The organism is Neorhizobium sp. PAMB6630 (assembly GCF_058242775.1).
In genome coordinates this window covers 443,016-459,154 of record NZ_JBZAYV010000002.1, presented here as the reverse complement: position 1 = coordinate 459,154, position 16,139 = coordinate 443,016, and the positions used below count along the sequence as shown (strand labels likewise).

The 16,139-nt window shown below is 61.4% G+C and carries 12 protein-coding genes and 1 pseudogene; 8 read left to right on the top strand and 5 right to left on the bottom strand.

Going from position 1 to position 16,139, the window contains the following annotated elements; translation table 11 throughout:
• Positions 1–19 precede the first annotated feature (19 nt).
• Positions 20–964, bottom strand: a complete 945-nt coding sequence (locus AC4CWF_RS20890; RefSeq protein WP_491287280.1) for a 2-hydroxyacid dehydrogenase — start codon at positions 962–964, stop codon at positions 20–22.
• A gap of 193 nt (positions 965–1,157) precedes the next feature.
• Between AC4CWF_RS20890 and AC4CWF_RS20885 the strand changes: the two genes are divergently transcribed.
• A complete protein-coding gene (locus tag AC4CWF_RS20885) occupies positions 1,158–2,012 on the top strand; it encodes a D-amino-acid transaminase (protein WP_491287278.1) in 855 nt (284 codons plus the stop codon).
• A 15-nt stretch (positions 2,013–2,027) separates the two neighbouring features.
• Here AC4CWF_RS20885 and AC4CWF_RS20880 read toward each other — a convergent pair whose 3' ends face one another.
• Positions 2,028–2,498, bottom strand: coding sequence for a MarR family winged helix-turn-helix transcriptional regulator (locus AC4CWF_RS20880; protein ID WP_491287276.1), 471 nt, complete (start codon positions 2,496–2,498; stop codon positions 2,028–2,030).
• Between the two features lie 196 nt (positions 2,499–2,694).
• Between AC4CWF_RS20880 and AC4CWF_RS20875 the strand changes: the two genes are divergently transcribed.
• Positions 2,695–4,278, top strand: coding sequence for an AMP-binding protein (locus AC4CWF_RS20875; RefSeq protein WP_491287274.1), 1,584 nt, complete (start codon positions 2,695–2,697; stop codon positions 4,276–4,278).
• Positions 4,279–4,361: 83 nt separating this feature from the next.
• On the opposite strand, the gene AC4CWF_RS20870 is transcribed toward AC4CWF_RS20875, so the two are convergent.
• The 3 genes and pseudogenes from AC4CWF_RS20870 to AC4CWF_RS20860 all read right to left on the bottom strand — a co-directional run bounded on the left by AC4CWF_RS20870 (position 4,362) and on the right by AC4CWF_RS20860 (position 8,065).
• Positions 4,362–5,129 carry a PfkB family carbohydrate kinase gene (locus AC4CWF_RS20870; protein WP_491287732.1) on the bottom strand — a complete coding sequence of 256 codons (768 nt, stop codon included), beginning with the start codon at positions 5,127–5,129 and terminating at the stop codon, positions 4,362–4,364.
• A gap of 47 nt (positions 5,130–5,176) precedes the next feature.
• Positions 5,177–5,329: pseudogene (locus tag AC4CWF_RS20865) on the bottom strand (3-alpha domain-containing protein); the annotation flags it as partial.
• A 387-nt stretch (positions 5,330–5,716) separates the two neighbouring features.
• Positions 5,717–8,065, bottom strand: a complete 2,349-nt coding sequence (locus AC4CWF_RS20860) for a helix-turn-helix transcriptional regulator (RefSeq protein WP_491287273.1) — start codon at positions 8,063–8,065, stop codon at positions 5,717–5,719.
• A gap of 137 nt (positions 8,066–8,202) precedes the next feature.
• Here AC4CWF_RS20860 and AC4CWF_RS20855 point away from each other — a divergent pair, with 137 nt between their 5' ends.
• From AC4CWF_RS20855 to AC4CWF_RS20830, 6 genes are read left to right on the top strand one after another with little or no spacing between them, the layout of a single operon-like run.
• Positions 8,203–9,231, top strand: a complete 1,029-nt coding sequence (locus tag AC4CWF_RS20855; protein ID WP_491287271.1) for an ABC transporter permease — start codon at positions 8,203–8,205, stop codon at positions 9,229–9,231.
• Positions 9,231–10,112, top strand: coding sequence for an ABC transporter permease (locus tag AC4CWF_RS20850; RefSeq protein WP_491287269.1), 882 nt, complete (start codon positions 9,231–9,233; stop codon positions 10,110–10,112). Before AC4CWF_RS20855 ends, AC4CWF_RS20850 begins: the two co-directional genes overlap by 1 nt.
• A gap of 1 nt (position 10,113) precedes the next feature.
• Complete coding sequence (gene nikE / locus AC4CWF_RS20845; protein WP_491287267.1) at positions 10,114–11,760, top strand: nickel ABC transporter ATP-binding protein NikE; 1,647 nt, start codon at positions 10,114–10,116, stop codon at positions 11,758–11,760.
• A 17-nt stretch (positions 11,761–11,777) separates the two neighbouring features.
• Positions 11,778–13,334, top strand: coding sequence for a hydantoinase/oxoprolinase N-terminal domain-containing protein (locus AC4CWF_RS20840; RefSeq protein WP_491287265.1), 1,557 nt, complete (start codon positions 11,778–11,780; stop codon positions 13,332–13,334).
• Positions 13,327–14,460, top strand: a complete 1,134-nt coding sequence (locus AC4CWF_RS20835) for an S-methyl thiohydantoin desulfurase family protein (RefSeq protein ID WP_491287263.1) — start codon at positions 13,327–13,329, stop codon at positions 14,458–14,460. The genes AC4CWF_RS20840 and AC4CWF_RS20835 overlap by 8 nt, the downstream gene beginning before the upstream one ends.
• A gap of 48 nt (positions 14,461–14,508) precedes the next feature.
• Positions 14,509–16,104 carry an ABC transporter substrate-binding protein gene (locus AC4CWF_RS20830; RefSeq protein WP_491287261.1) on the top strand — a complete coding sequence of 532 codons (1,596 nt, stop codon included), beginning with the start codon at positions 14,509–14,511 and terminating at the stop codon, positions 16,102–16,104.
• The last annotated feature ends 35 nt before the right edge of the window (positions 16,105–16,139 follow it).

Genomic DNA, 16,139 nt, shown 5'->3' with positions numbered 1-16,139 from the left:
GCACCGGAGATCTTTAGGCTCAGTAGCCGCGCTGGCGGTCCACCGTCTTCGGCAAAGTGCCGCTTGCCCGCCACGACGCGATATTGGCGGCCGCGATACGGGCCGCCGTTACCGGCGTTGTCGGGGCTGAAATATGCGGCAATACCGTCACCTTCGGATGCGCCCAGAACTGAGAGCCCGTCTCGAGGGGTTCTTTTTCGAACACATCCAGGACCGCATGATCGAGATGGCCGCGATCAAGCGCTGCGATGAGGTCGTCGGCCACCACCACGGCGCCACGGGCAAAATTGATGAGGGCCGCCCCTTCCGGCACCATCGCCAGCCGCTCGGCATTGAGGAGGCCGCGCGTTTCTGCCGTCAGCGGCAGGAGGCAGACGAGAATATCGCTGGATGAGAGAAGCGTCTTCAGTCCCTCTTCGCCATGATGGGTCACGACATTGTCCAGCGTCTTTGGCGAACGGCTCCAGCCCTCGACGCGAAAACCGGCTTGCGTCAGGCGCTCTGCACTCTGCGTGCCGAGTGCGCCAAGGCCGAGAAGGCCGATGGCGACATCGCCGGGATGGCGGTATTCGCGCGGTGCCCATGTCTTGTCCGCCTGGGCCATTCGATAGGCCGGCATGTCGCGCTGCAGGTAATAGGTCCAGGCCAGCACCGCTTCCGCCATCACCCGCGACAGTTCCGGATCGACGAGACGCACGATGGGCGGGGCCGTCACGCCAAGCTCCATCACCAGACGCTCGACGCCGGCCCAGAGGCTGTGGATGAAGGAGAGGCCCGGCAAGGCTGCGACATCGGCGGGATCGGGATTGGCGACGATGGCAATTTCGGCAAGCCTGCGCTCTTGCGGTTCAAGCTCGGCAAACGGCAGGATGCGCTCGTCCGGCATGGCCCGGCGCAGCACATCGAGCCATGCCTGTTCTTCTTCGCCGTTCAGGCGCGTGACGAGTGCGATGGGCGGCAGCATGGCCAGAAACTCCGAAAATCAAAAAATGAAGCAGAACCAAAAAGCGTGCGATCTTTTGGGCGCAGCCGGGCCGGTGCGTCAAGACGGAAAAGGCCATTGTTCAGCCTCAAATCCCACCGAAAACGCGGTTTGACGCGCAGCCCTTGGCAGACCATAAAGCTGCGCATAATTCTGTCGCATGGAGACCCGACACATGGCCCGCATCGTCTATCTCAACGGAGAATGGCTGGAGGAAAGCAAAGCGCAGGTCTCCGTGTTCGACCGCGGTTTTCTGTTTGCCGATGCCATCTATGAGGTGACCGCGGTCATCGGCGGCAAGCTCATCGACTATGCCGGCCATGCGGCGCGGCTCAAGCGTTCGCTCGGGGCTCTCGGCATTTCCATGCCGGTGGAAGAGGCGGATCTTCTGTCGCTGCACCGGGAAATCCTTACCCGCAACGGCATGACGGACGGGCTCATCTATCTGCAGGTGACGCGCGGTGCCGAAGACCGTGATTTTCTGTTTTCCGCCGATCTGCAGCCGACCTTCGTGATGTTTACCCAGGCGAAATCAGTCCTCGACAATCCGCGCTGGAAGACCGGCATTTCCGTCGTCAGCCGTCCCGACGGTCGCTGGGCGAACCGTCATATCAAGACGGTGCAACTGCTCTATTCCTCGCTTGCCAAGATGGAAGCAAAGAAGGCGGGTGCCGACGACGTGTTTCTTGTGGAGGACGGGCTGGTGACCGAGGCAAGTTCGGCCAATGCCCATATCGTGACGACAGACGGCGTGCTCGTCACGCGGGCGCTTTCCAATGCGCTTCTCCACGGCATTACGCGCGGCTCAATCCTCGATCTGGCCGCCCGCGCGGGCCTTACCGTCGAGGAACGGTCGTTTTCGATCGAGGAGGCAAAGGCGGCCGCCGAAGTGTTCATCACCTCGGCATCCGCCTTCGTTATGCCGGTTATCTCGATCGATGGCGTGACCATCGGTTCCGGCGCGCCGGGCCCGGTGTCGCAAAAGCTGCTGCAGATCTATATCGAGGAGCGGCTGGCAACGGCCATCTGAGGTTCTGGACTGACGTTATCCGCTGCGGCGCTCGTAGAGCTTGCGCAGCAGCGTGATCAGCTGGCCGCGTTCTTCGGCGGACAGTACGGAGAGAAAGCTGTCCTCGTGGTGGTCGATGATGCCATGGACGCGCTCGAGCGTTGCCACGCCTTGCGGGGACAGCCGGATCTCATGGCGCCGCCGATCTATCTTGGATGAGCGCCGTTCGATCAGCCCGCGCGAGAGCAGGCGTTTGACCATGCTCATCATGGTGGCGCGGTCCATGGACAGCGCATTGGCGATATCCACCTGCGAGGCGCCGGGATTGGTGGCAATCAGCTCGAGCGCCGCCAGCTGCTTCTGCGTCAGGTCGTAATCGGCAACGGCTGCGGCAAAATCGCGGTAGAGCGCCAGATGCGCCATGCGCAGATGATAGCCCACGAGCTGCTGCAGCCAGCTGCGCTCCAGTTCCTCGGCCATCGCATCGTCCTTCTTGTCTGCTGTCATTCTTTATCTGCGCATGCCGCATGCCGCCATGGCAAGCCCGCGTTGACAACTGGCCGGCCACTGCCCGTTCTGTCCGCTTGCGCGACGACCTTTTCACAGGTTTGTTTGTGAAACGCCATCTTGCCAAATGATAAACGAAATCGTATGCAATACATACTAATTGATCGTGGAGGCGATCTGCCGGAGGAGGCAATTCATGCATGTGACCGAAGTGGATATGGCCGGTTTTGCAGCGGGCAATTCCTTTACGCTGGTGGCCGAGGATCCGGTCGGCTACCGCGCCAAGGTCTCGCCCGACAAGGTGGCGACGCGTCTTCTGCCTGAGGGCACGACGTTGACCTATGCCGCACTTGATGACCGCATCGCCCGCTGCGCCGCTTTTCTCCATGAAAAGTTTGAGGCGCGCGGCGAGGGATTTCGCGTGGCGGGGCTTGGGCGCAACAGCGTCGATCTTCTGGTCCTGGCCTTTGCCTGCCAGCGCATCCGGGCGGTTTTCGTGCCGCTCAACTGGCGGCTGGGCGTGGCGGAACTGACCGGCATCGTCGAGGATTGCACGCCGGAGCTTGTGGTCTATGAACAGGAGTTTCAGGCTGCGGCCGAAGCGCTGAAGGGCGCGCAAGCCGGCCTTGAGATCATTCCTTACGCAGGCAGCGCCGACAGCCTTGACGCGGTTCTGGCGCAGACGGCGCCGATGAAGCGCCTGCGCGGCGATGCCGACAAGCCGGCGATCCTGCTTTACACCTCCGGCACTACGGGCGCACCGAAAGGCGTCATCCTGACGCGCCGCAATCTCTTTTATTCGGCAGTCAATTTTTCCTTCGTCGGCGAGGTCGTGCCGGGTTCCGTCACCTTCTGCGACCTGCCGTTCTTCCACACCATCGGGTTGGTTGCGATTGCCCGCACGACGCTGATGATGGGCGGCACGCTGGTGATTTCCGACCGTTTTCTGCCTGAACGCACGATTTCCTGCCTCAACGACGACGAGATCGGCGTGACGCATTATTTCGCCGTGCCGCAGATGGCCTCCATCCTGCGCGACCAGCCGGCCTATTCGCCGGAGCGCATGGCGCGGCTGAAGGCGATCTTCATCGGCGGCGCGCCGCTGCCGCCGCCGCTGGTGGATGCCTACCTGAAGGACGGCGTGGCGCTGGTCAACGGCTATGGCATGAGCGAGGCGGGCACCGTCATGCACATGCCGCTCAACGAGACGGAAATTGCCCGCCGCCACGGCAGCGTTGGTTTTCCGGCACCGCTCATCGAGGTGAAGATCTGCGATGAAGCGGGCAAGGATTGCGAGGCGGGCGCGGTCGGTGAATTGTGGATCCGCGGCCCCTCCGTCTCCCCCGGTTACTGGCAAAAGCCCGACCAGACGGCATCAGCCTTCGTGGACGGCTGGTTCCGCACCGGCGACATGGTGCGCTGCGACGAGGATGGCTTTCACGTCATCGCCGACCGGCTGAAGGACATGTATATTTCCGGCGGTGAAAACGTCTATCCGGCCGAAGTGGAAGCTGCCATCGGCAGTTATGCCGGCGTTGGCGAAGTCGCCGTGATCGGCGTTGCCGATGACAAATGGGGCGAGGTGGGGGCTGCCTTCATCGTGCGCCGCCCGGACGCTTCATTCGATGCCGAGGCCATCAAAACCCATTGCCGCGACCGTCTTGCCGCCTACAAGCGCCCGACCCACGTCATCTTTGTGGACACAATTCCCCGCAATGCCGGAGGCAAGCCGTTGAAACAGGTACTGCGGGCAGAGTGGAAGACGCGCAGCGCTGCGTGAGGCATCCACGCGGGTGCCCAATGATCTGGCCGGACACGCGACGCAGAACTTCGAGCTTTGTAGGTCTGGTCAGTCGGCATCCCTCATGAACGATCGAGCGTCAGCAGGGCGCGGCGGAATTCGCAGTCGCTGAGAACAACCTCGCCGGCGCCGAGTGCGTCGGCATGGGCAAGAGCGCGGGAAGTGAGGCGCTGGGCGATTTCTACCGCTTGCGGCAGAGGCAATTCGCGCGCCAGCCCTGCAACGATCAGCCCGGCGAAGAGATCGCCCGTTCCGGGCAGGGCAATTGGCCGATGCTTCACCGGATGGCGACTTGATGCTGCAGGGCCGATAATGACGCTCTCAATATGACCGGCTGGGCTGTCTTTCAGTGCGCAACCGGTGGTGATCAGATGGGCGTGCGGCGCCAGGCGGAGGCTGCTTTTCGCTGCATCGAAGTCTTTCAGGGTCGCGATTTTCTGCCCGGTCAGCCAGGCCAGCTCGAACGGGTTCGGTGTTGCGATGTCGGCCATGGGTAGCAGGCGATCGCGCATCACGTCCGCAATGGTTTGCGGGACATAGAAGCCAGGCCCTGCATCGCCCATCACCGGATCGCAGAGATAAATCAGGCGGGGATTGGCGACTTTCGCCTCGGCCACGAAATCGGCCACCATGAGTGCCACATCGAGAGAGCCGATATCGCCCGTCAGGATGAAATCGGCCCGTTCTGGCAGGCGGCGCTCCCGTGCGCCCTGCAAGAGATCGCAAAAAAAGTCAGGCGGAAGGGGGCGGCCGCGCAGCGTCGGATAATCGGGAGTGTTGGAGAAGATCACGGTCGGGATCGCCGCCACTTCCAGGCCCGCTGCCTGCATGGGGAAAAGAGCGGCGGAATTGCCCACATGGCCGAACACCACCTGGGTGTGCCATCCAGTCTCTTGCGCCAGTCCTCGGCCTTGCCGCTTTCCAACCGTCGCACGGCATATGTGCGCCAGCCTTCAGCGAGCACGTTGAGCCTTGCGATGCCGCGAAGTTCATGAAGGTTTATTCGGTCAATGTAAAGCGCGTGCCAGAGCCAGTTCGATCGGCCGATCCTGGCACCGCATGTCCAGTTGATCCCTCATGTCGCACGGCAGGCTGGGGCCAGCGCGTGTTCCGCTTCGACGAACCGGATGAGCATGCGGCGCAAGCCGGTGAGCCACAAGATCTGAGGGCAATAGGGGCGGTGTCGTTGCTTTTAAACGCCTCCAAGGCATGATCGCGCTGAGGGATTCTGCAGTGTACCAGTTGATGGCATTCGAGATGGTAGGATCAGTGGCGACGACATTGGCAACTGCCCTGGTTTGGCGAGGTCGCGCTCACGGTTTTCGTCCATGCCGCCGCTGCAGGGCGTTGCTGAATAGAGTCGGTATTATGGTAAATCACGCATCCTGCATGCGTCACACCTGTCCACCTTGATCGTTCAGAGCCAACCGAGGGCAGTTGCTGCGCGGATGGCTTCGGCCCGGCGGTTGCACCCGAGTTTGCGAAACAGGTTGGTCAGGTGAAATTTCACTGTCACCTCGGAAATGTTGAGGGTGCTGGCAATGCGTTTGTTCGGCATGCCGCTTGCGATCAACTGTAGCATCTGGCTTTCCCGCTGCGACAGGCCGCCATTCAGTGCGCGGGCCTGTGGCGAATTGACCGATGCGGCGAAGATCGACAGCGCGATCCGCACATCCGACGAGGTTTCGATAAAGCTTCGGATACGCTGATCGTTAAGCAGCGGTGACAGGAAGATCCGCTCCTCCGACAGGACCCCGTTGCAGCCGAGACGGGTCGACATCTCGAGTGCCGAGAGCAGGCTTGAACGGGCTGCGGTGCTGTCGCTGCGTTGCTGTGCGGTATAGCTCTGCCACAACAGCAGGGCCACCCTTTCCCGGTTCGTCACAGAAGGGTTGCCAATGAGCGCATTGATCTGGCGCGGCAGGTAGGAGCGTGGCGCCCAGAGATGGACCGCATCGCGGATCCAGGCCATGGCATAGGATATCTCGTCGCGGCGCGTGAGGCGGGCCAGCTCGTCGGTGGCGCTTTCTACCCAGTTTCGACCGACCGGCATGCGGATTGCCGTCAGGGTGGACTGCGCTTCTGCCCAACGGTTGACATTCTGATAGGCGATGGCAGTGCGGATTTCCATCATCGCATAAACATTCAGCCGTTCGGACAGATGGATCCATAAACCGTCGAGAAAGCCGGGACGAATGGTCATGGGAAAATGATCGCTGAGAACCTGCGAGGCGTAATGCAGGGCGAACTGCATCAGGCTCGGCCAGATTTCAGCGGCGGAAAAATCATCAAATTCGGTCTGGACAAACTCCACAAGATCGCGCGGGCGGCCGGCCTCATAGGCAATGCAGGCTTCGGCAAGGCGCAACATGCGGAATTCCGGTTTCGCATCATGGGGAACCTGCTCAAGCTTGCTGCGCGCATCCCGGGCGGCGCGGCGCGCCAAAAGCGTGTCGCCGCTCATCAGGCGCAGCACGGTCTGGTGCAGGTGGATGAAGAATTCCAGGAGCGGCTGGCCGCCCATGTGGCGCAGATAGATCAAGGCGCGGGCGGCGGCGGCCTCGGCCTCGCGGAAATTCCGGCGGCGGATCTCGAATTCGAGCAGAGCATTGTAATAGGCGGCCCATTTGACGTAGTCGCCTAGGGGATATTCGGCCATGAATTCGCCGAGCCGGGTGATCATTACATCACTGGGCGTCAGGTCCTCGCCGATCATCATGTTGAGCCGGAAGGTGCGCGCTGCGAAAGAGAAGCGCGAGCCGCGCGCCAGCGCCTTCAGTGGGTCGAGATAGTCCGACCCGAGGTGGCGGGCGAGCAGATGGCGGACGCGCTGCAATTCGCCTTGCTTGAGCAGGGTGCGGGTGACGGCCAGCAGAACGGTCTCGTTGGTGGCGATCATCTCATGGGAGAAGCGCATGACGATGGTCTGGAAGACGTTCAGGCTGCTGCGATAGATCAGGTCGCGCCCCTGCGCCCGCTCAAGGATCTGGGCGGCATGCACTTCGTGGCCGTGATCCAGCAACAGCGCCATGGCCTCAAGGGGGCGTCCGGCCTGTTCACGGGCGGCCGCAATCTCGATGACCGCACCTTCGGCCTCGAAGATGGCCAGACGCTCGAGCACTGCTATGTTCAGCATTCGCAGAAGTTGAGGGTGCTGCTCGGGCGCCTTAGCAAGGAAGGGGGGCAGGACGTTTCCCCATTGCGGGTCGGGTAACGGAGCCTCAAGCCAGATGGCCAAGGTTGTGGTCTGTCCCGGAGACAGATGGCTAAGCATGGTTTCGCTAAGATAATCGATGCAGATGCGGTCATCAGGCGCAGTGGCGAGCGGTAGGAAGGCCGGCCAGCCGGCATAACCCTGCAGCAGATGTTGTGCGACCTCGCGGGGAAGTCCCGAAAGTTCGTCTGCTCGCAAGGTTAGATCCTCAGCATCGATCGTTACCGAACCGCGATGCAGGATTTGCCGCGCCAGTCCGGCGATGCGCTGGTCCGGGCGGCATGCCACGACAACGATATCGGCCGCGTCGAGCACCTGCCCGGTAATCCGGGTGGACCTCGCCGAAGACGGCGCGTCCCACAGCAGATATCGGCCATGCACGTCATCAAGGCGCGGCTGCAGTGAAGAGCACACCGGTTTTTCCAGAACCTCGGCCAGCATGCGAAGAAGTGTGGATTTGCCTGCTCCGGCCGGTGCGCGCAGGAAGATCACGCCAGCTGTTTCACGGACGATCCGGTCGCAGAGGCGAGGGCGGGGTATGACGTCGAACATGCCTGTCCTATAAGCGGGAAATCAGCATCAACCTATACCATATCGCCAAAAAACTATACCTTTTGGCGGTTGCTCGCAAGGCGGCAGAAGGAGATGTTTAAGCCTAGGCAGCTGATGCACAAGGAAACTCCCCGCCGATGCAGCAACATCCGTTGGTCGCAATCCTGGCCCGGCTTGGCATGTTCGTGCTCGTCATGATCGCCCTATCCATCATGATTTTCATTCTGGCGCGCGTTGTCCCGGGTGATCCGGCACGCATGGCGCTCGGTCCTGCCGCAAACCAGGAGCAGGTCGAGGCACTGCGCCAGCAGATGGGGCTCGACCGGCCGCTGCCGGTGCAATATCTCGACTATGCGGGTAAGGCGCTCAGCGGCGATCTCGGCATGTCGCTGGTCTCGCAACGCCCGGTGACGACTGATCTCGCCCAGACGGTGCCGGCGACGGTTGAACTGGTTCTGGTCTCGGTTATCTTCATGTTCGCTGTGGCGATCCCGCTCGGCGTGGTCACCGCCCATTACCGAAACCGGACCTTCGATTATGTCGGTCGTTTCCTGTCCCTGACTGGCGTAACCATCCCAAGCTTCCTGTTTGCCATCACCATGCAGCTGGTTGCTGCCCGCTACCTCACCGACTGGCCGATCATCGGCCGGCTCGACCATGGGCTTTCCTGGCAGGGCGGCCCGACCGGGTTCCTGCTGATCGACGGCATGCTAGCCGGACGGTTTGACGTCGTTCTCAACGCGCTAAAACATCTGGCGCTGCCGGCTTTCGCACTGTCGATGGCAGGCATTGGTCAGATCACCCGCATTACCCGTTCCTCGATGCTGGAGAACCAGCGCAAGGATCATGTGCTGACGCTGAAGAGTTTTGGCGTGCCGGAGCGCGTCATCATCTTCCGGTATCTGCTGAAACTGTCGTCGATTGCGCCGCTGACGATCATGGGGCTCGAATTCGCGTCGCTGATCGGCAATGCCTTCGTCATCGAAATGATCTTTGCCTGGGGTGGGTTTGCCTCCTATGGCCTCACTTCGATCCTGCAAAAGGATCTGAATGCGGTCACCGCGGTGGTTCTGGTCGCCGGCCTGTTCTTCATCATCGCCAACCTCATCGTTGACGTCGTGATCTCGATCATCGACCCACGACTGCGCCGCAAGGAGGCACGCTGATGGCCGACATAAAAATGCTTGATGCTTCCGACCGTGGCCTGAGTTCAGGCTATATGATGTGGTACCGGTTCAGCCGTAATCCGGCGGCGGTGATCGGCTCGCTGATCCTGCTCTCGATCGTGATCCTCGCTGTCTTCGCGCCCTGGCTGACACCCTATCCGAAGCATGTCGGCGCCGTGGTCGATTTTCGCGCCCGACATCTGCCTCCGGATGCCAGCCACTGGTTCGGCACCGACAAGGCTGGCCGCGACATCTTTTCGCGCACGGTGTTCGGTCTTCGGGTTTCGCTGCTGCTGGTGATCGGCGTTCTCGGCATTTCGGTGCCGGTCGGCACGGTGCTTGGCCTGATCGCCGGCTATTTCGGCGGCTGGGTCGAAAAGCTGATCACCGGCCTGACGAATGTGATGCTCGCCATGCCGCCGCTGGTCATGGCGCTTGCCGTGTCCAACCTGCTCGAGCCGACGCTCATCAATGCGATGATCGCCATCACCCTCCTGTGGTGGACCTGGCATGCACGGCTGATCTATTCGGTCTCCAAGTCGATCGCAGCCGAAGACTATATCGAGGCGGCGCGGCTGGCAGGCGCCGGGCCGATTCACATCCTGTTTCGCGAGATCCTGCCAAACTGCATGGCGGTGATCTCGGTGAAGACCACGCTCGATGCGGCCTTTGTCATCCTGTTTGGCGCAACGCTCAGCTTCCTTGGTTTCGGCGTAAAGCCGCCCACGCCCGATCTTGGCTCGATGGTCGCGGACGGTCGCCAGTTCATGCCGGACTTCTGGTGGGAAGTGCTCTGCCCGGGCGCCATGGTGTTCTACGTGACGCTTGGTTTCAACCTGCTGGGCGACGGCCTGCGCGACATGTTCGATGTGGAGAACTGAGATGGCCGAACCGCTTCTGAGCGTCGATAAGCTCAATGTCTCCTTTGTTAGTTATGGCCGCAGCCGGCAGGTGCTGCGCGATGTGAGCTTTGAGGTTGCTGCTGGCGAGCGCGTTGCCCTGATCGGAGAAACCGGATCGGGCAAGTCTGTGACGGCCAAGGCAATCATCGGCACCTTGCCAAACAACGCTGCGATCAGTTCCGGCACGATCCGCTTTGCCGGGCAGGATATTCTGGCCTTGCCGAAGCCGGACCGGGAAGCCTTGAAGGGCACAGCCTTCTCGCTGATCATGCAGGACCCTCTGTCGTCCTTTAATCCCGTGTTCAAGATCGGCACGCATCTCGATGACGTGATGCGGTTTGCCGACAAGCGCAACGGCATTTCCTCATCAAAAGCCGAGCGCCGAACCCGGATCGCGGCCGTGCTGCGCAGGGTTCAACTGGCGGATGGCGAGCGGGTGATGGATGCTTATCCATCGGAACTGTCGGGTGGCATGCGCCAGCGCGTGCTGATCGGACTTGCCCTGCTGCATCAGCCGAAACTTCTGATCGCCGACGAACCGGGTACTGCGCTTGATGTCACCACGCAGGACGAAATCCTCAACCTGATCAACAGCCTGGTCAAGCAAGAAAACATGGCGCTGCTGATGATCACCCACAATCTCGGGGTCGTGCGCAAGGTCGCCGACCGGGTTGTGGTGATGCATCATGGAGACATCGTCGAAACCGGTGCCTGCGCTGACATCCTCAGCAATCCGAAAGCAGCCTATACACAGGCGCTGCTGGAAGCCGTGCCGCCGCTTTATGGTCCGCGGGTGATCACCCTGCCGCAGAGCGATCGCGAACCGATCGTGACGATCAGGGGCTTGAACAAGATCTATGGTAAACGCCCGGGCTTTCATGCCATCCGCGATGTCGACCTGACACTGCGCGAAGGGGAGATTTTTGGTCTGGCGGGCGAATCCGGTTCCGGTAAAACTTCGGTTGCCCGTATCATCATGGAATTGTCGCGGGCGACGTCAGGCACTGTTGCCATCGATGCCCCGGCTCCCGGTCGTGGACGTCGCCTGACCCAGATCGTCTACCAGAACCCCGGCACGTCGCTCAATCCGAAGCGCACCGTCAAACAGACACTCAGCCTTCCGTTAACGTCGATCGGCATGGGCTCCGATGCCCGCGAAGCGCGGATGACGGAGTTGCTCGATCTCGTGCGGCTGCCGCAATCCTATCTGGCAAAGTATCCGCATGAGCTGTCGGGCGGCCAGAAGCAGCGCGTGGCGATTGCCCGCGCACTGGCGGCAGAGCCGAAGATCCTGATCCTCGACGAGCCAACCGCAGCCCTCGACGTGTCTGTCCAGAAGACGGTGATCGAGCTTCTGGTGCAGCTGCGCCAGGATCTCGGCCTGACCTATCTGATGATCAGCCACGACCTGTCGTTGATGCGCAATTTCTGCTCGCGCATCGCAGTGATGTTGCGTGGCGAGATCGTCGAGGAAGGCGCCACGCCCGAGGTCTTTGCTGACCCGAAACATCCCTATACCCGCGCGCTGATTGCAGCGATCCCCGTCGTCACCGATGTGGAAGAGCGGCTGAAGCCCGTCGTTACCGAGGAAGAGCGCACGCGCTTCCTTGTCAAGACAACAGCATGATTGAGGAGAAACCTGACGTGTATCGCGTAGGGGTAGATGTAGGCGGCACCAATACGGATGCCGTGGTTCTGGAGGGCAAGTCGGTTTTGGCCGGCGTCAAGGCCCCGACGACCGAGGATGTGACGTCGGGCGTGCTGGAAGCGCTTGAAAAGGTGATCGCGGCATCGGGTATCGACCGCGCCAAGATCGTGGCCGTGATGATCGGGACCACGCATTTCACCAATGCCGTGATCGAACGCCGCCACATGGATGAGGTCGCGGCAATCCGTCTCGGTCTGCCCTCTGGTGCCGGCCTGCCGCCGATGGTCGATTGGCCGGACGATCTTCGCGAGATCGTTGGCAACCATGGCTATCAGGTCAAGGGTGGCTATGAATTCGATGGTCGTGTGCTGTCGCCGCTCGACGAAGACGCCATTGTGCGGATCGCCGGTGACGTCAGGGCCAAGGGCCTGAAGGCTGCGGCGGTGACCTGCGTGTTCAGCGGCATCAACGATGCCATGGAACGGCGCGCCAGGGAGATCCTGCAGGAGCAATGCCCGGGGCTGCCGGTCGTGATGTCGAGGGATATCGGCCGGCACGGCCTGCTGGCCCGTGAAAGCGCCGCAATCATGAATGCGAGCCTGCTGTCGCTTGCCGATCGCACGGTTACCGCCTTTGGCAAGGCGCTGGCGGCTGCCGGGATCACATGCCCGTTCTACATTACTCAAAATGATGGAACGTTGATGGCGGCGGACGTCGTACGGTCTTTCCCGGTGCTGACATTTGCCTCCGGGCCGACCAATTCGATGCGTGGTGCTGCCTTTCTCACCGGCATCAAAGATGCGGTCGTGGTCGATGTCGGCGGCACCACGTCAGATGTCGGCTCCTTGTCGCACGGTTTTCCGCGCCAGGCGTCAACGACCGTCGATATCGGCGGCGTGCGCACCAATTTCCGCATGCCCGACGTGTTCTCGATCGGTCTCGGCGGCGGCTCGCTGGTGGTCAACGGCGATAGCGGCGTGACCGTCGGCCCCAAATCGGTCGGCTACCGCGTGCGCACCGATGCGATCTGCTTCGGCGGTGCGACGCTGACGGCAACCGATATCGCCGTGGCGTCCAACAAGGCCGATGTGGGTGACCGGGCGCTGGTTGCAAAGCTCGATCAGACACTGGTTGCGGCCGCAATGCTCAAGATCGACCAGATGCTCGAAGCCTGTGTCGAGCGCAGCCGCATTTCGTCGACGCCGGTGCCGGTCATTGCTGTCGGCGGTGGTTCGATCCTGATGCCCGACCGGATCGGCAATCTCGAGGTGATCCGGCCAGAGAATTTCGCGGTTGCCAATGCGGTTGGCGCTGCCATTGCCCAGATCAGCGGCGAGACGGATCGCGTCTTCTCGCTGATCGATGGTCGCACGCGCGAAAGCGCGCTGGCCGAAGCCGAAGCCGAGGCGCGTGAAAAGGCGATTGCCGCTGGCGCGTTGGCTGAAACCCTTGAGGTCATCGAACGCGAGGACATGCCGCTGGCTTATCTGCCGGGCAATGCCACCCGCATTCACGTCAAAGTCGTCGGAGAAATGGGAGCCCATCATGGCTGAGGCGCGCAAGCTGAAATATGACGAAGCGGACCTCCGCACGCTGACGGTCGAAGACCTCGATGCGCTGGAAATCGGCGCGGGTATCCTTGGAACTGGCGGCGGCGGCAATCCCTATCAGGGCAAGCTACTGGCGCTTCAGGCGATGAAGGAAGGTTACGAGATGAAAATTCTCGCCACCGACCGGATCGAGGGCGATGCGCTCTGCATGTCCATCGGCGGGATCGGCGCGCCGGTCGTCGGTGTCGAGCGTCTGCGGGAAGGCCGCGAGGGGCTGCGGTGCCTCAGAGCCATGGAAGACCTGATCCGCGCCCCGATCGATGCCATGGTCTGCGAGGAAATCGGCGGTGCCAATGCCATCAATCCGCTGGTGACGGCAGCACTTGGCGGGTTGCCGATGCTCGATTGCGACGGCATGGGCCGTGCTTTTCCCGAAATGCAGATGACGACGTTTTCGATCTACGGGCATAGCTCGACACCGTCAGTGATGTGCGATCTGCATGGCAATGCGGTGATCTTCAGCCATGCCGTCTCGGAAGTCTGGCATGAGCGCATGGCGCGTGCCTGCGTTGTTGCCCAGGGTGGCGGTGCGATGCTGGCAACCGCGCCGATGCAGGCGCATTACGTCCACCAGTACGGCATCCCGAAGAGCTATACCAAGGCGATTGCGCTGGGCGAGGCGGTAATCCGTGCCCGCAAGGCGCAGGAGGATCCGATTGCAGCCGTCTGTGCGCTGGAAGGCGGGCGGCGGATCTTCAACGGCAAGATCAGCGACCTGAAGCGCCATCTGCGCGGCGGCTTTTCCGTTGGCGATATCGAACTGACCGGCTTTGACGACTGCACCGGCCAGTCGGCCGGTGTCGCGATCCAGAACGAGTTCCTGATCTTCCGCCGCAATGGCGAGGTCGAGGTGACCGTGCCTGACCTGATCGTGCTGCTCGATGTCGATACCGGTTATCCGATCACCACGGAAATGCTGCGTTACGGCCAGCGTGTCGCGGTGGTTGCGATCGCCTGCCATGACCTGTTGCGCAGCGCGCGGGCGCTTGAGGTCGTCGGGCCGGCAGCCTTCGGTTACCCCGAAATCCCATTTTCGCCGCTGCCTGCGCTTGCTCAGACGGCTGCCTGATCAGCTTTAACACAAGCGGGAAAAATCCCGTGAAAGAGGAGAACTTGAATGAACGTGCATTCCATCACATCGCGCCTTGCCATGCTTGCGGTCGGCACTGCTATCGGCCTGTCGCTGACATCTGCCGTTGCCCTGTCGGATGACAAGGTCTCGATCGCCGTCAACACGATGCAGATTTTCTCGTCGCTCGATCCGGCCAAGGTGACCGACTATACCGGCTACATGGCGATCGTGAACATGTATGATGGGCTCACGACCGTCAGCCCGTCGGGCGAGATCGTGCCGCATCTGGCAAAGTCCTGGGACATTTCGCCTGATGGACTGACCTACACGTTCCACCTGCGCGACGATGCGAAATTCCAGGACGGCACGGCGCTCAAGGCGTCCGACATCGCCTGGTCGGTGAAACGCCTGATCGGCATCAACAAGGGCCCGTCCAACCTCATCGTCGGGCTGATCAAGCCGGAAAACATCACCACGCCGGATGATGTGACTGTGGTCTTCAAGCTTGAACGCCGGTTTGCACCGTTCATGTCGGTTACTCCGATCTTCATGGCCATGAACCAGAAGCTGATCGAGGCCAATACCAAGGCTGAAGACAAGTGGGGTGAAACCTATGTCGGCGAACATTCGGCGGGTTCCGGCCCCTACAAGCTGATCAGCTACAATCGCTCGGCCGATATGGTCATCGCCCGCAATGCCGACTATTTCCTCGGCTGGACCAAGGGCAAGCCGATCGACGAAGTGCGCTTTATCCAGACCAGCGACGACGCAACCGTCAAGGCGCTGGCCGAAAAGGGCGAGCTTGGCCTTTCCTCGCATGGTCTCGGCAACGATACCTACGAGGCGATCGGCAAGATGGACGGCTACAAGCTGATCCAGACCCGCACGGCCGGCGGCTTTGTCATCAAGCTCAACACCAAGGTCTATCCGACCGACGACGTGTATGTGCGCCGGGCCATTGCCTATGCCACCGACTACAAGACCATTCAGGAGGTCATCTATCCCGGCTTCGATATGAAGGGGCCCTTGTCGGACGCGTTCAAGGACGCTCATAACGACGGCATAGAGCCCGGCGTCTTTGACCTCGAAAAGGCCAAGGAAGAACTGGCGAAGTCGAAATATGCCGGCCAGAAGATCACGCTGGTGAACAGCTATGTCGCCTCGCTCGCCTTCGAGGCGGAGGTGGCACTGCTGCTGCAGGCCAATCTCGAGCAGATCGGCATCACGCTCGACATCAAGCCGGAGCCGTGGAACCGCATTGTCGAGCTGTCCGCCAAGCCGGAAACGACGCCGGCTTCGACGCAGGTCAACGTCTCGCCGAGCTATCCCTCGCCGGATTCGATGTTCTACAACCAGTATCATTCCAAGGCCGCCGGCACCTGGTGGTCGATGGAATGGTTGCAGAATCCGGAAATCGACGCGCTGATCGACAAGGCACGGGGCGAAACCGACGTGGCGGCCCAGAACGCCACCTATAAGGAACTGCAGACCAAGATCGCCGAGCTGCAGCCCGACGTATGGGCCGTTGCGCCGAACCGTCGTTACGGCGCCAACAAGTGCCTGCAGGGTTATGCCTTCATTCCGATGCAGAGCTGGGACCTGAACTTCTCCAACTTCTATTGGGATTGCAAGGCGAACTGATCGTCGCCCCCCCCTCAAGACCTGCCGGCCCCCAG

Bases quoted from the DNA above. Each gene is read 5' to 3' on its own strand.
- AC4CWF_RS20880 (WP_491287276.1), bottom strand. From the start codon at position 2,498: ATGACAGCAGACAAGAAGGACGATGCGATGGCCGAGGAACTGGAGCGC.
- AC4CWF_RS20890 (WP_491287280.1), bottom strand. From the start codon at position 964: ATGCTGCCGCCCATCGCACTCGTCACGCGCCTGAACGGCGAAGAAGAA.
- AC4CWF_RS20850 (WP_491287269.1), top strand. From the start codon at position 9,231: ATGGCCGACATAAAAATGCTTGATGCTTCCGACCGTGGCCTGAGTTCA.
- AC4CWF_RS20835 (WP_491287263.1), top strand. From the start codon at position 13,327: ATGGCTGAGGCGCGCAAGCTGAAATATGACGAAGCGGACCTCCGCACG.
- AC4CWF_RS20855 (WP_491287271.1), top strand. From the start codon at position 8,203: ATGCAGCAACATCCGTTGGTCGCAATCCTGGCCCGGCTTGGCATGTTC.
- AC4CWF_RS20860 (WP_491287273.1), bottom strand. From the start codon at position 8,065: ATGTTCGACGTCATACCCCGCCCTCGCCTCTGCGACCGGATCGTCCGT.
- nikE (WP_491287267.1), top strand. From the start codon at position 10,114: ATGGCCGAACCGCTTCTGAGCGTCGATAAGCTCAATGTCTCCTTTGTT.
- AC4CWF_RS20870 (WP_491287732.1), bottom strand. From the start codon at position 5,129: ATGCAGGCAGCGGGCCTGGAAGTGGCGGCGATCCCGACCGTGATCTTC.
- AC4CWF_RS20875 (WP_491287274.1), top strand. From the start codon at position 2,695: ATGCATGTGACCGAAGTGGATATGGCCGGTTTTGCAGCGGGCAATTCC.
- AC4CWF_RS20885 (WP_491287278.1), top strand. From the start codon at position 1,158: ATGGCCCGCATCGTCTATCTCAACGGAGAATGGCTGGAGGAAAGCAAA.
- AC4CWF_RS20830 (WP_491287261.1), top strand. From the start codon at position 14,509: ATGAACGTGCATTCCATCACATCGCGCCTTGCCATGCTTGCGGTCGGC.